The following is a 13,702-nucleotide window of genomic DNA, read 5'->3' on the forward strand; positions in this document are numbered from 1 at the left end:
CGCGACATCCTCCGCCACGGTCGGCAGGAAGAGCTGGTCGTCGGGATCCTGGAAGACGATGCCGACCCGACGGCGCACCTCGGCGAGGGTGGCCCGGTCCCGGCTGACCGCCAGCCCACCCACCGTCACCGAGCCCTCCTCGGCGGCCAGAATGCCGTTGAGGTGCAGCACCAGGGTGGTCTTGCCGGCCCCGTTCGGCCCGAGCAGCGCCACCCGGTCCCCGCGCGGCACCGTCAGGTCCACCCCGTGCAGGGCGACATGGCCGTCCGGGTACGCGTAGCGGACGCCACGGACGTCCAACGAGGGCGGAGTCTGCACGTACCCGATCATGTCAGGACGGCTGCGGTGGCCGCGATGCCGGCCGCCACCGCCGGAACGCTCACCCCCCGCAGCCACTGCCCGACGGTGGCCGTGCCCGACGCCTGCCAGACCGCCGGCATCCGGCCGGTGTACCCCCGGGAGAGCATCGCCAGGTAGACCCGCTCACCCCGCTCGAAGGCCCGCAGGAACAGCGCACCCACCCCGGCCGCGAAGCCCCGCAACTGCCAGAGGAAACGCGGATCGTCGCCCCGGGAGATCCGCGCCACCCGCATCCGTTTCGCCTCACCGACCAGCACGTCGAGGTAACGCAGCATGAAGGTGGCGATCTGGGTGATCACCTGCGGGCACCGCAGCCGGTCCAGGCCGAGGATCAGGTCCCGCATCGGGGTGGTCGCGGCCAGGAGCAGGGACGCGAGTACCCCGAGGGTGCCCTTGGCCAGGATGTTCCAGCCGCCGTACAGGCCGTCGACGGAGAGGGAGAGGCCGAACCAGTCGACCCGTTCCCCCCGCCCGACGAACGGCAGCACGAAGGCGAAGAGCACGAACGGCACCTCGATGAGCGACCGGGTGAGCAGCCAACGCGCCCCCACCCGGGCCAGCGCGGCGACCACCGCGACCAGCACGGCGTACCCGCCGAAGGCCCAGAACGCCTCCCGGGGGGTGGCCACCACGACGAGGGTGAACGCCACCATCGCGGTGATCTTCACCTCGGGCGGGAGGCGGTGGACCGGCGAGGTCCGGTCCTGGTAGAGCACGTGGGCGTGCCCGGCACCCATCGCCGGACGCCTAGCCCGCCGCGCCGACGCGGGTACCGGTGCGGTCACCGGCCGGCTCACCGGTGTCCGGGCCGTTGCGGCGACGGGCCAACCAGAACAGGCCACCGCCGACGGCGAACGTGAGCAGCACGCCGATCACCCCGGACAGGCCGGTGGCCAGGTACGGGTTGTCGATGCCGCGTAGTCCGTAGTCGGCGAACGGGCTGTCCGCCAGCTCGTGCTCCCGGCCCGCCTGCGCCGGACAACTGCCGCCGGTGATGTTGTCGTCGGCGTCGAAGGTGCAACCGGCTCGCAACGAGGAGTCCAGCCCGTCCGGGTGCGGCGAGGCGAAGTTGCTCACCACCCCGGCGAGCAGCAGGGCGACCAGCAGACCGCCGACGAGGAAACCCCAGGAACGCTTCTTCACCGCACACCTCCGACAGCCGGGACGGAAACGGGCCGCGTCAACCGCCGACCGCGCAGGGCGTACACCAGATCGGGCCGGACCTTCGCCACGGTCACCACCGTCGTAGCGGTGATCAAGCCCTCACCGACCCCGATCAGGAGGTGGGAGCCGGCGAGCGTGGCGGCCAGCCCACCGAGACCGTTGCCCAGGTCGGTGGTACCGCCGAGCCAGTACTGGAGGACGAAGCCCTGCGACGCGACGACGACGCTCACCACCGAAGCGACGAACGCGACCCCGGCCAGGACCGCCGGGGTACGTGGCAGGACCCGCAGCAGCAGCGCGACCAGCAGGTACGCCGCCGCGGTACCGAAGATCGCCATGTTGGTGACGTTCAGGCCGAGCATGGCGACGCCGCCGTCGCCGAAGACCAGGGCCTGCACGATCAGCACCACAGCCACGCAGAGCGCGCCGACCCACGGGCCGACCAGGATCGCGGCGAGCGCCCCACCGAGCAGGTGCCCACTGACCGCGCCCGTGAAGATCGGGAAGTTGAGCATCTGGACGGCGAAGATGAACGCGGCGACCAGGCCGGCCATCGGAGCCAGCCGGTCGTCCAGGTCGCTCCGGGCCCGCAGGACGCAGAACGCCAGCACCGCGAGGGCGAAGGCCGCGAAGACCGCCGCCACGGGACCGTCGATGATCCCGTTCGCTATGTGCATCGCCAGGGTTTCCATCCGACCTCCCGCAGCGCAGCCACCGACGGCGGACGCACGTCGACCGGCTCAGGGTATTGGGCCTACCTGGTTGTTGCCAATATTTTGCAACTAGGCGTTCCGTTGATCACTCCGGGGCGGGCTGGCGGGGCGGCGCGGTCACCGGACCGGCGGCCCGGTCGGGCGGTAGATTTCGCGCATGACCACGCCTGTCCGCCTCAACCCCGGCGACCCCGCGCCCGACTTCGCACTGCCCACCGACACCGGCGAGACCCTCGCCCTGGCCGACCTGCGCGGCCGACGGGTCATCCTGTACGCCTACCCGGCCGCGATGACCCCGGGCTGCACCAAGCAGGCCTGCGACTTCCGGGACTCGCTGGCCTCGCTCCAGGCCGCCGGGTACGAGGTGGTCGGCATCTCGCCGGACAAGCCGGAGAAGCTGGCGAAGTTCCGCGAGCGCGACGCGATCACCTTCCCGCTCGTCTCGGACGCCGACCGCAGCGTGCTCACCGCCTACGGCGCGTACGGCGAAAAGCAGTCCTACGGCCGCACGGTGACCGGGGTGATCCGGTCCACCTTCGTCATCGACCCGGACGGCAAAATCGAGCGGGCGCTGTACAACGTCAAGGCGACCGGGCACGTGGCGAAGCTGCGCCGGGACCTCGGGCTGGACTGAGCCGGAAACGACTGCGGGCCCGCCGGTCACCGGTGGGCCCGCAGTCGCGTCGACCGGTGCCGTCCGGCCCCACCGGTCGGCAGGCATCGTCACACCGCCCGGCTACCGTACGCGCATGGTCCGCTACCGGTACACACCCGATCTACTCCGGGCCGCCGTCGCGGCGTCAACGAGCATGGCGGATGTTCTCCGTTACTTCCGGCTGGCGCCGAGCGGCGGATCGCACGCTCATCTCCGGCGTCGGATCACCGAACTGGCCATCGACACCTCACACTTCGTCTCGCCGAATCGAGGTGCGGGCCCACGACGACGCCTGACTGCGGGCGAAATTCTGGTACTCGGTGCCCCACTGCGCCGTCGGGCGCGACCGGAGTTGCTCCGGCGGGCGCTCATCGAACATGGCGTGCCATATCGCTGCGCAGTCTGCAACCTCGGTCCATCGTGGAACGGGCGGCAGCTCACCCTGCATGTCGACCACATCAGCGGGGAGAACTGGGACTGCCGGCCGGGGAACCTCCGCCTGCTCTGTCCGAACTGCCACAGTCAGACGGCGACCTACGCGGGCCGCAACCGCCGCAGGTTCGGGGCCACCCCCGCCCCGCAGGACGCTACCGGAGTTGCCACAGCCGGCCCGGCAGGGCGCCGACAGACGGTACCCGAACCCGTGCTGGTCGACGTGCTACGCCGGGTCGACCGGCAGGAGTTGACCGCCGACGCCGCCGCGCGATTGGTCGGCTGCCACCCCGCACACCTGCACCGCATCCGGGCCCGGCTGACCGAGGCCGGTGTCCTCGATCCACGGCCCGACGGGCGCCGGTGGCGAGCCGCCACCCGCAGCGACACCGTGATCCGCTACGCGTTGGCGCATCCCGAACTCGGGCCCAAGAGCATCGCCCGCCGGCTACGCCAACTACCCGACGGAGGTTGCCGGGTGAGTCACGGAACAGTTTCAAATATCCTGCGCGCCGCCGGTCTGAACACGGTCGCCGCCCGACGCTCTAGACTCGTCAGGTCGGCGGGAGTGGCGTAATGGCAGCCGCGGCAGGTTTAGGTCCTGTTGTCCGGAAGGACGTAGGGGTTCGACTCCCCTCTCCCGCACCAGTTCTCCGTCACGGGCCCTACGGGCTCTGAAGCAGGTGGCCAGACAGCCCGGGTCGGATGCGTACGGCGTTCAGGTGAGGGGGCCGACGGGGTCGCCGCACCGGACGGTGCCGGTGACGTCCGGGATCAGGTGCACCCCGAAGAGGAGGTCCTGCCCGACCCGTCGACGGTCGGCGAGGACACGCAGCGGCTGCTGGCCCTTCACCCCGGTCTCCTGGTCGACGGTGGTCACCACGCACCGGACGCAGGGCTTGACCACCCGGAAGGTGACCGGCCCGACACGCAGCCGGCCGCCGAGCCAACTGTCCTCGGCCCAGGGCCCGGCGCCGTCGACCACCAGGTTCGGCCGGAACCGGGTCATCGGTACCGGCTCCTCGGCGGCCCCGGCCAGCCCGGTGTTCAGGTCGGCGAGCGAGTCGGCGTTGGCCAGCAGCAGGGGGTAGCCGTCGGCGAGGCTGACCCGGTCGTCCGGGGACCCGTACTCCTGGTTGACCTGGCGGGCGGCGGTCGGCTCGTCGAGCCAGACCAGGCGCACCGGGCGGTGGAGCAGGTCACTGAGCCAGGCGTCCGCGTCCGGCCCGGCGACGCGGACGGGTACCGGCGGCTGGTGGGTGAAGACCCGGACCGCCAGGCGGTCGCCGGTGGTGGGTTCGGGGACGTCGAGGGCGGTCCGGCCGGGCGCGCGCAGGCTGATCCCGCCGGCGGCACCCGGGCGGCTCCGGCCGGGGTACGGCGCGGGTCGGAGCAGGGCGAGGCCGGGCAGTTGGCGCTGGGTCAGCGCGACCAGGTCGGGACCGACGACCATCCAGCGTCGGTCGCCGGCCAGGCCCCACGGCTCGACCGGGGCCGCGTCGTGGTCGAGCCGGCGGCCACCCTTGACCGGGTACGTGTGGATCGAGGCGACACGCATCCGGTCAGGGTGTCACGTCATGGTGGTGTCCCTGCGGCGGACACCGGTCACCAGGCGGCGCCGATGCCGTCCCCGGGGTACCAGTGGTCGACCGGGGTCTCCCGGTAGGCGAGGAAGCGCCGGCCGGTGCGTTCGGCGTGGTTGGCGAGGACGTTGGTGGTGGTGACGTTGTCGGTGAGCAGCAGCGCGCCGGGGGCGAGTTTGCCCTCGACCGCGTCGAACTCCCGCTTCTCGTGTACCCGGCTGTGGTCGCTGTCGTGCAGGAAGAGGTCGACCGGCCGGTCGAGGGCCTTGATCGAGGCGATCGAGTCGCCGATGACCAGGTCGATCACCTCCGACCAGGGGGCCACCTTGGCGAGGTACCCGGCTTCGGGGTTGATGTCCAGGGAGGTGACCCGGCCGGGGTGGCCCTCGGCGGCGTTGCGCAGCAGGGCGGCGGCGAGTACGCAACTGCCCAGCCCCTTGTCCACCCCGGTCTCCACGATGTGCTGCGGCTTGCGGGCCCGCACGATGGCGTACCAGCCGATCCGGCGGGCGTAGCGCACCTGCCGGTCGGCGAGGCCGCGCCGGTCGGCACCGGCGATGGCCTGTTCGAGGTGCCGGCGCAGGTGCTCGTCGGATTCGATCTCGTCGAGGTAGGTGCGGACCTGGGCGATCGGCGTGTCGCAGATGAGGCTGACGAACCAGGCCAGGTGGCTGCGGCTCAGCGTGGTGAGGTCGTAGGTGTAGTTGTGATGTTCCCGGGAGGTGACCAGCCACCGGGCGGAGACCTTGAGCACCTTGGCGTTGTGCTTGCTCACCCGGAGCATCCGTTTGGGGAACGCCGCGACCGGGGCCAGCCGGGTACGACTGATGGCACGGCGAAGCTTCGTTGCGTCCACGACAGGGTTCTTACCACTTCTTCCGGCCCCCGTTGCCAATGAATGTTTTCATGCATACAGTCACGGCATGAATGACGAACTCGTCATCCCGGCTGCGCCGCCGGACCGGGTGCTGGACCTCTTCGGCGGCATCCGGCTCACCCCGACCCAGCGACGCATCGCGCACTGCCTCGTGCAACACGCTGCCTCTGCGGCGTACCTCTCCGCCGCCGAGGTCGCCGACCTGGCCCAGGTGAGCCAGCCGTCGGTGACCCGGTTCGCGATCGCCCTCGGCTACGACGGCTACCCGGCCCTGCGCCGCCGGCTCCGCGAGGTCACCCTCACCGACCCGGGTTCCCCGACGGACGGCGGCAACGAACTCCAACGGGCGGTCCGCGCCGAGAGCGCCAACCTGGACCGGCTGGCCGAGCAGCTCGCCGATCCGGGCCGGATCGCCGGGGCCGGTGCCCTGCTGGCCACGAGCCGCCCGCTGCCGGTGCTGGGGCTGCGAGCGGCCGCGCCGCTGGCCGCCTACTTCGCGTACTTCGCCGCGAAGGTGCACCCGGACGTGCGGGTGCTGGACACCGGCGGGAGCCTGCTCGCCGACCGGCTGGAGCAGGCCCGGGCGGCCGGGGCGACCGCGCTGCTGGCGATGGTGCTGCCCCGGTACCCCCGGGAGAGCCTGGACGCGCTGCGCGAGGCCCGGGACGCGGGGCTGCGGATCGTGGCGATCACCGACTCGCCGGTCAGCCCGGTCGACGAGTACGCCGAGATCGTGCTCCCCGCCTCGGTCGGCGCCCATCTCGTCTTCGACCTGCACACCGCACCGATGGCGCTGGCCATGGTGCTGCTCCAGGCGATCTGTGACGCCGCCCCGGCCGACGCGCAGCACCGGTTGGAGGCGTTCGAGGCGTCCGCCGCCCGCCGCCAGTTGTTCCTGACCTGACCCCCACCCGCACCACCCCGACCCGACCACCAGAAGGAGTGCCCGATGTACCAGCCGGTACGCGCCGCGCACGGCACCGCCCGCACCGCCCGGGGCTGGGCGCAGGAGGCCGCCCTGCGGATGCTGATGAACAACCTCGACCCGGACGTGGCCGAGCGCCCCGAGGACCTGGTGGTCTACGGCGGGACCGGTAGGGCGGCCCGGGACTGGCCGTCGTACCACGCGCTGGTGCGTACCCTGACCGACCTGGCCGACGACGAGACCCTGCTGGTGCAGTCGGGCCGCCCGGTGGGCGTGCTGCGGACCCACGAGTGGGCGCCCCGGGTGCTGCTGGCCAACTCGAACCTGGTCGGCGACTGGGCCACCTGGCCGGAGTTCCGCCGGCTGGAACAGCTCGGGCTGACCATGTACGGGCAGATGACCGCCGGTTCGTGGATCTACATCGGCACCCAGGGCATCCTCCAGGGCACCTACGAGACCTTCGCGGCGGTGGCCGCCAAGCGGTTCGGCGGCACCCTGGCCGGCACCCTGACGGTGACCGCCGGCTGCGGCGGGATGGGTGGCGCCCAGCCGCTCGCGGTGACCATGAACGACGGTGTCTGCCTGATCGTCGACGTCGACCCGACCCGACTGGAGCGCCGGGTCCGCAACCGCTACCTGGACGAGGTCGCCGGGTCGCTGGACGAGGCCGTCGAGAAGGTGCTGGCCGCGAAGCGGGACCGGCGGGCGCTCTCCGTCGGGGTGGTCGGCAACGCCGCCACCGTCCTGCCGGAGCTGCTGCGCCGGGGCGTACCGGTGGACATCGTCACCGACCAGACCAGCGCGCACGACCCGCTGTCGTACCTGCCGGAGGGGGTGGAGCTGGCCGACGCGGCCGACTACGCGGCGGCGAAGCCGGCCGAGTTCACCGAGCGGGCCCGGGCCAGCATGGCCAAGCACGTCGAGGCGATGGTCGGGTTCCTGGACGCCGGGGCGGAGGTCTTCGACTACGGCAACTCGATCCGGGGTGAGGCGCAGCTCGCCGGGTACGCCCGCGCGTTCGACTTCCCCGGCTTCGTGCCGGCGTACATCCGGCCGCTGTTCTGCGAGGGTAAGGGCCCGTTCCGCTGGGCGGCGCTCTCCGGTGACCCGGCGGACATCGCCGCCACCGACCGGGCCATCCTCGACCTGTTCCCGGAGAACGAGTCCCTCGCGCGGTGGATCAAGCTGGCCGGTGAGCGGGTCGCCTTCCAGGGGCTGCCGGCGCGGATCTGCTGGCTGGGCTACGGCGAGCGGGACCGGGCCGGGGTGCGGTTCAACGAGATGGTCGCCTCCGGTGAACTCTCCGCGCCGGTGGTGATCGGCCGGGACCACCTGGACTGCGGCAGCGTGGCCAGCCCGTACCGGGAGACCGAGGCGATGGCCGACGGTTCCGACGCGATCGCCGACTGGCCGCTGCTGAACGCGCTGGTCAACACGGCCAGTGGTGCGTCCTGGGTGTCCATCCACCACGGCGGTGGGGTGGGCATGGGCCGCAGCATCCACGCCGGTCAGGTCACCGTCGCCGACGGCTCCGCGCTGGCCGGGCAGAAGATCGAACGGGTGCTCAGCAACGACCCGGCGATGGGTGTCATCCGGCACGTCGACGCCGGTTACCCGGAGGCGCAGGCGGTCGCCGACCGCACCGGGGTCCGCATCCCGATGGCCGAGCGGTAAGGAAGGGCCCCTTGTTAACGGATTCTGTAGTAGAAGGGCCCCTTCCTCACACCTTCCGGAAGGTGTGGGACGAGCTGGCGCCGATCGGCCGGGACGGGCGGACCGGCGGTTACCTGCGCTACGCGTTCACCGAACCGGAGCAGCAGCTACGAGACTGGTTCCGGGGCCAGGCCGCCGACCGGGGCATGCCGGTCGAGTCCGACGGTAACGGCAACCTCTTCGCCTGGTGGGGTGACCCGGCCGCCGGGGACGCCGTGCTCACCGGCAGCCACTTCGACTCGGTACCGCAGGGCGGCGCCTACGACGGCCCGCTCGGCATCGTCAGCGCGTTCCTCGCCGTCGACGAGCTGCGCCGGCAGGGCGTGACCCCGTCCAGGCCGCTGGGGGTGGTCGCGTTCGCCGAGGAGGAGGGCGGCCGGTTCGGCGTACCGTGTCTGGGGTCCCGCCTGCTCACCGGCGCGCTCGACCCGGCGCGGGCGGCGGCGCTGACCGACCGGGACGGGGTGCGCCTGGCCGACGCGTTCGGCGGGGTGCCCGCCGGCGCCCGGCCGGACCTGGTGGCCCGGTTCGGCGCGTTCGTCGAGCTGCACGTGGAGCAGGGCCGGGCCCTGGTCGAGCAGGACTCGGCGGTCGCGGTGGCGAGCGTGATCTGGCCGCACGGCCGGTGGCGGCTGGACTTCACCGGCGAGGGCAACCACGCCGGTACCACCCGGATGGCCGACCGCCGCGACCCGATGCTCACCTTCGCGCACACCGTGCTGGCCGCGAACCGGCAGGCCCGGCGGCACGGGGCGCACGCCACGGTCGGCCGGGTCCGGGTCGAGCCGAACGCCACCAACGCGATCCCGTCGCAGGTGACCGGCTGGCTGGACGCCCGCGCCGCGGAACCGGAGACGCTGGACCGGCTGGTCGCCGCGGTCCACGCCGAGGCCGTCGAACGGGCCCAGGCGGACGGTACCGGGCTGACCGTGACCGAGGAGTCGGCGACCCCGCTGGTCGGTTTCGACGCCGGGCTGACCGGCCGGCTGCGGGATCTGCTGGACGTGCCGGTACTGCCGACCGGAGCCGGGCACGACGCCGGGGTGCTCGCCGGCCTGGTGCCGACCGCGATGCTCTTCGTCCGCAACCCGACCGGGGTGTCGCACTCCCCCGCCGAGTCGGCCAGCGACGCGGACTGCGCCGCCGGGGTGGTCGCCCTGGCCCGGGTACTGGAGGAGCTGACATGCCGCTAGCACAGTCGGAGCAGCTCGACAGGGGGCGGCCGTGAGCCGCCGCTGGTTCGCCGAGTACGCCTGGCTGGCCGACGCCGACTCGGACGGCGCCACCGGAGCCACCGCAGCCGCACCCGTCGGTGACGTGCTCGTCGAGGTCGACGCCGGGCGGATCAGCTCGGTCACCGTCGGGGCGACCGCACCACCGGACGCCGTCCGGCTACCCGGACTGACCGTGCCGGGGCTGGCCAACGCCCACTCGCACGCGTTCCACCGGGCGTTGCGCGGGCGTACCCACGGCGGTCGGGGTGACTTCTGGAGCTGGCGGGACCGGATGTACGAGGTGGCCGGGCGGCTCGACCCGGACACGTACCTGGCACTGGCCCGGGCCACCTACGCGGAGATGGCGCTGACCGGCGTCACCTGCGTCGGCGAGTTCCACTACCTGCACCACGGGCCGGACGGGGTGCCGTACGCCGATCCGAACGCGATGGGCGTGGCGCTCGTCGAAGCCGCCGCGCAGGCCGGTGTCCGGCTCACCCTGCTGGACACCCTCTACCTGACCGCCGGGGTGGACGGCACCCCGCTCACCGGCACCCAGCGACGGTTCGGTGACGGCGACGTGGACGGCTGGTCGACCCGGCACGACGCGCTACGCGCCCGACCACACGCCCGGATCGGCGCGGCCCTGCACTCGGTCCGGGCCGTACCGGCGGAGTTCCTGGCCACCTTCGCCGCCCGCAACGAGGGCGTGCCGCTGCACCTGCACCTCTCCGAGCAGCGCGCGGAGAACGTGGCCTGCCTGCAACGGCACGGGCGCACCCCGACCCAGTTGCTGGCCGGTTCCGGGGTACTCGGTCCGTCGACGACCGCCGTGCACGCCACCCATCTCACCGACGCGGACGTCGCCCTGCTCGGCCGGACCGGCACCGGGGTCTGCCTCTGCCCGACCACGGAACGGGACCTGGCCGACGGGATCGGGCCGGCCCGGGCGCTGGCCGACGCGGGCAGCCCGCTCAGCCTGGGTAGTGACAGCCACGCGGTGATCGACCTGTTCGAGGAGGCCCGCGCGGTGGAGCTGGACGAACGGCTGCGCACCGAACGGCGTGGCCACTTCACCGCCGCCGAACTGCTGCACGCGGCCACCGCCGCCGGGCACGCCGCGCTGGGCTGGCCGGACGCCGGCCGGATCGCCGTCGGCGCCCGCGCCGACCTGGTCACTGTCGCCCTGGACGGGGTACGCACCGCCGGGGTACCCCCGGTCGGGGCGCTCTTCGCGGCGGGCGGCGCCGACGTCACCCACGTGGTGGTCGACGGCCGGCCGGTGGTGCGGGACGGCCGGCACGTGTCGGTGGACGTACCCGCCGCGCTGCGGGATGCGATCGGGGCGGTGACCGGATGCTGAGCAGCCTGCTGGTCGACAACATCGGCGAACTGGTCACCAACGTGGCCGGTACCGGTGAGGGGGGCCGGCTCGGGATCCGGCGCGGCGCGGCGATCCTGGTGGAGGAGGGTCGGATCGCCTGGCTCGGTCCGGCCCGGTACGCCCCGGCCGCCGACCGTCGGCTCGACGCCGAGGGGGCCGCCGTGCTGCCCGGTTTCGTGGACAGCCACGCGCACCTGGTCTTCGCCGGGGACCGGGCCGCCGAGTTCGCCGCCCGGATGGCCGGGCAGCCCTACACCGGGGGTGGCATCCGGACCACGGTCGCCGCGACCCGGGCCGCCTCCGACGACGTACTCCGGGCCACCGTGCGCCGGCTGCGTACCGAGGCGATGCGGCAGGGCACCACCACCATCGAGATCAAGAGCGGGTACGGCCTGAACGTCACCGACGAGGCCCGGTCGCTGCGGATCGCCACCGAGGTGACCGAGGAGACCACGTTCCTCGGTGCGCACGTGGTGCCGACCGAGTACGCCGACCGTCCGGACGACTACGTGGGGCTGGTCTGCGGGCCGATGCTGACCGCCGCCGCCCCGTACGCCCGCTGGATCGACGTGTTCTGTGAGCGGGGCGCGTTCGACGCCGACCACGCGCGGGCCATCCTCACCGTCGGGCAGGCCGCCGGACTGGGGCTGCGGCTGCACGCCAACCAGCTCGGTCCGGGGCCGGGTGTGCAGTTGGCGGTGGAGCTGGGGGCCGCCAGCGCGGACCACTGCACGCACCTGTCCGGCGCCGACGTCGAGGCGCTCGCCGGTTCGTCGACGGTGGCCACCCTGCTGCCCGGCGCCGAGTTCTCCACCCGGTCGCCGTACCCGGACGCCCGCCGGCTGCTCGACGCCCGGGTGACCGTGGCGCTGGCGACCGACTGCAACCCCGGTTCGTCGTACACCTCGTCGATGCCGTTCTGCGTGGCGCTCGCCGTACGCGAGATGGGGATGACCCCGGCGGAGGCGGTGTGGGCGGCGACCGCCGGTGGGGCGCGGGCGTTGCGCCGCACCGACGTCGGCGTGCTCCGGCCGGGCGCCCGGGCCGACCTGATGATCCTCGACGCCCCGTCCCACCTGCACCTGGCCTACCGGCCAGGGGTGCCACTGATCCGCCAGGTTCTGCACAACGGAGTCCCGCAATGTCGACCGTGACCGTCCTGCCCACCGGAATCTCCCCCGCCGACGTGCTCGCCGTGGCACGCGGCCATGCCAAGGTCGTCCTGGACACGTCCACCCTGGAGGCCCTGGCCACCAGCCGGGCCATCGTGGACGGGATCGAGCGCGCCGGCCGGCCCGTCTACGGTGTGTCGACCGGGTTCGGGGCGCTGGCCAACACCTTCGTCGCGCCGGAACGCCGGGCCGAGCTGCAACACGCGCTGATCCGCTCGCACGCGGCCGGGGTGGGTGCCCCGATGCCCCGCGAGGTGGTCCGGGCGATGATGCTGCTGCGGGTACGCTCCCTCGCCCTCGGGCACTCCGGGGTCCGGCCGCTGGTGGCCCAGGCGCTGGTCGACCTGCTCAACGCGGACATCACCCCGTGGGTACCGGAGCACGGCTCACTCGGCGCCTCCGGTGACCTGGCCCCGCTGGCGCACTGCGCGCTGGTGCTGCTCGGCGAGGGCTGGGTGCTCGGCCCGGCCGGGGAGCGCCTCGACGCCGGTCCGGTGCTGCGGGCGGCCGGGCTCGCCCCGATCGAGCTGGCCGCCAAGGAGGGGCTGGCGTTGATCAACGGCACCGACGGCATGCTCGGCATGCTGCTGCTCGCGATCGACGACGCCGCGCACCTGTTCACCATGGCCGACGTCACCGCCGCCCTGGCGATCGAGGCGATGCTCGGTTCGGACCGGCCGTTCCTGCCGGAGCTGCACGCGATCCGGCCGCACCCCGGGCAGGCGGTGTCCGCGGCGAACATCCACCGGCTGCTCCAGTCCTCGGAGATCATGGACTCGCACCGGGACGACGTGGCGCACGCCGTGCAGGACGCGTACTCGATGCGCTGCGCGCCCCAGGTGGCCGGCGCCGCCCGGGACACCCTGGCCTTCGTCGACACGGTCGCCGGGCGGGAACTACGGTCGGTGGTGGACAACCCGGTGGTCCTGCCCGACGGGCGGGTCGAGTCCACCGGCAACTTCCACGGCGCCCCGCTCGGGTTCGCCGCCGACTTCCTGGCCATCGCCGCCGCCGAGGTCGGGGCCATCGCCGAACGCCGGGTGGACCGGCTGCTCGACGTGTGCCGGTCGCGGGACCTGCCCGCCTTCCTCACCCCGGACCCGGGGGTCAACTCGGGCCTGATGATCGCCCAGTACACCGCCGCCGGGATCGTCGCGGAGAACCGGCGACTGGCCGCGCCCGCCTCGGTGGACTCGCTGCCCACCAGCGGCATGCAGGAGGACCACGTCTCGATGGGCTGGGCGGCGGCGAAGAAGCTGCGTACCGTCCTGGACAACCTCACCAGCCTGCTCGCGGTCGAGCTGCTGGCCGGCGTACGCGGCATCCAGCTCCGCGCCCCGTTGACCCCGTCACCGGCCGGCCGGGCGGCAGTGGCGGCGCTGGCGGGGGTGGCCGGTGAGCCGGGCCCGGACATCTTCCTCGCCCCGGTGATGGAGGCCGCCCGGGACACGGTCCGCAGCCGGGCCCTGCGGGCCACCATCGAGCAGGAGATCGGCCCCCTCGCCTGACC

Annotated in this window: 14 protein-coding genes and 1 tRNA gene; 9 read left to right on the plus strand and 6 right to left on the minus strand. The window is 73.2% G+C overall.

Going from position 1 to position 13,702, the window contains the following annotated elements; all coding sequences use genetic code 11:
- The 4 genes from GSF22_RS20935 to GSF22_RS20950 form a co-directional block, all read right to left on the minus strand.
- On the minus strand, positions 1–330 hold a 330-nt coding region (locus GSF22_RS20935; protein WP_208815429.1), incomplete at its 3' end, for an energy-coupling factor ABC transporter ATP-binding protein.
- A complete protein-coding gene (gene cbiQ, locus GSF22_RS20940; protein WP_208815430.1) occupies positions 327–1,097 on the minus strand; it encodes a cobalt ECF transporter T component CbiQ in 771 nt (256 codons plus the stop codon). The genes GSF22_RS20935 and cbiQ, both read right to left, overlap by 4 nt.
- Positions 1,098–1,107: 10 nt before the next feature.
- Positions 1,108–1,503, minus strand: coding sequence for a PDGLE domain-containing protein (locus GSF22_RS20945; protein WP_208815431.1), 396 nt, complete (start codon positions 1,501–1,503; stop codon positions 1,108–1,110).
- The gene (locus tag GSF22_RS20950) at positions 1,500–2,216 is read right to left on the minus strand and encodes an energy-coupling factor ABC transporter permease (protein WP_208815432.1); all 717 of its coding nucleotides are present in this window, start codon (positions 2,214–2,216) and stop codon (positions 1,500–1,502) included. Before GSF22_RS20950 ends, GSF22_RS20945 begins: the two co-directional genes overlap by 4 nt.
- Before the next feature lie 178 nt (positions 2,217–2,394).
- On the opposite strand from GSF22_RS20950, the gene bcp reads away from it, so the two are divergent.
- The 3 genes from bcp to GSF22_RS20965 all read left to right on the plus strand — a co-directional run bounded on the left by bcp (position 2,395) and on the right by GSF22_RS20965 (position 3,972).
- Positions 2,395–2,871, plus strand: coding sequence for a thioredoxin-dependent thiol peroxidase (gene bcp, locus GSF22_RS20955; RefSeq protein WP_208815433.1), 477 nt, complete (start codon positions 2,395–2,397; stop codon positions 2,869–2,871).
- 664 nt (positions 2,872–3,535) lie between these two features.
- The gene (locus GSF22_RS20960; protein ID WP_208815434.1) at positions 3,536–3,901 is read left to right on the plus strand and encodes a hypothetical protein; all 366 of its coding nucleotides are present in this window, start codon (positions 3,536–3,538) and stop codon (positions 3,899–3,901) included.
- Positions 3,887–3,972 (plus strand) — tRNA-Leu (locus GSF22_RS20965). Before GSF22_RS20960 ends, GSF22_RS20965 begins: the two co-directional genes overlap by 15 nt.
- A gap of 70 nt (positions 3,973–4,042) precedes the next feature.
- Here GSF22_RS20965 and GSF22_RS20970 read toward each other — a convergent pair.
- Both GSF22_RS20970 and GSF22_RS20975 read right to left on the minus strand, forming a co-directional pair.
- Entirely contained in the window at positions 4,043–4,882 is an 840-nt protein-coding gene (locus GSF22_RS20970) for an MOSC domain-containing protein (RefSeq protein ID WP_208815435.1), read from the minus strand.
- Positions 4,883–4,929: 47 nt separating this feature from the next.
- Positions 4,930–5,763, minus strand: coding sequence for an O-methyltransferase (locus GSF22_RS20975; protein WP_208815436.1), 834 nt, complete (start codon positions 5,761–5,763; stop codon positions 4,930–4,932).
- A gap of 67 nt (positions 5,764–5,830) precedes the next feature.
- Here GSF22_RS20975 and GSF22_RS20980 point away from each other — a divergent pair, with 67 nt between their 5' ends.
- From GSF22_RS20980 to hutH, 6 genes are read left to right on the plus strand one after another with little or no spacing between them, the layout of a single operon-like run.
- The gene (locus GSF22_RS20980) at positions 5,831–6,688 is read left to right on the plus strand and encodes a MurR/RpiR family transcriptional regulator (RefSeq protein WP_208815437.1); all 858 of its coding nucleotides are present in this window, start codon (positions 5,831–5,833) and stop codon (positions 6,686–6,688) included.
- A gap of 45 nt (positions 6,689–6,733) precedes the next feature.
- Positions 6,734–8,383, plus strand: coding sequence for a urocanate hydratase (gene hutU / locus GSF22_RS20985; RefSeq protein ID WP_208815438.1), 1,650 nt, complete (start codon positions 6,734–6,736; stop codon positions 8,381–8,383).
- Positions 8,384–8,394: 11 nt separating this feature from the next.
- The gene (locus GSF22_RS20990; RefSeq protein ID WP_208815439.1) at positions 8,395–9,615 is read left to right on the plus strand and encodes an allantoate amidohydrolase; all 1,221 of its coding nucleotides are present in this window, start codon (positions 8,395–8,397) and stop codon (positions 9,613–9,615) included.
- A gap of 31 nt (positions 9,616–9,646) precedes the next feature.
- Positions 9,647–10,999, plus strand: a complete 1,353-nt coding sequence (locus GSF22_RS20995) for a formimidoylglutamate deiminase (protein ID WP_208815440.1) — start codon at positions 9,647–9,649, stop codon at positions 10,997–10,999.
- A complete protein-coding gene (hutI, locus tag GSF22_RS21000) occupies positions 10,996–12,174 on the plus strand; it encodes an imidazolonepropionase (RefSeq protein ID WP_208815442.1) in 1,179 nt (392 codons plus the stop codon). The genes GSF22_RS20995 and hutI overlap by 4 nt, the downstream gene beginning before the upstream one ends.
- Positions 12,162–13,700 (plus strand): histidine ammonia-lyase, encoded by a 1,539-nt coding sequence (gene hutH, locus GSF22_RS21005; protein ID WP_208815441.1) that lies wholly within the window; start codon positions 12,162–12,164, stop codon positions 13,698–13,700. Before hutI ends, hutH begins: the two co-directional genes overlap by 13 nt.
- The last annotated feature ends 2 nt before the right edge of the window (positions 13,701–13,702 follow it).

The organism is Micromonospora echinofusca, from assembly GCF_017614955.1.
GTDB classification, from domain to species: domain Bacteria; phylum Actinomycetota; class Actinomycetes; order Mycobacteriales; family Micromonosporaceae; genus Micromonospora; species Micromonospora echinofusca_A.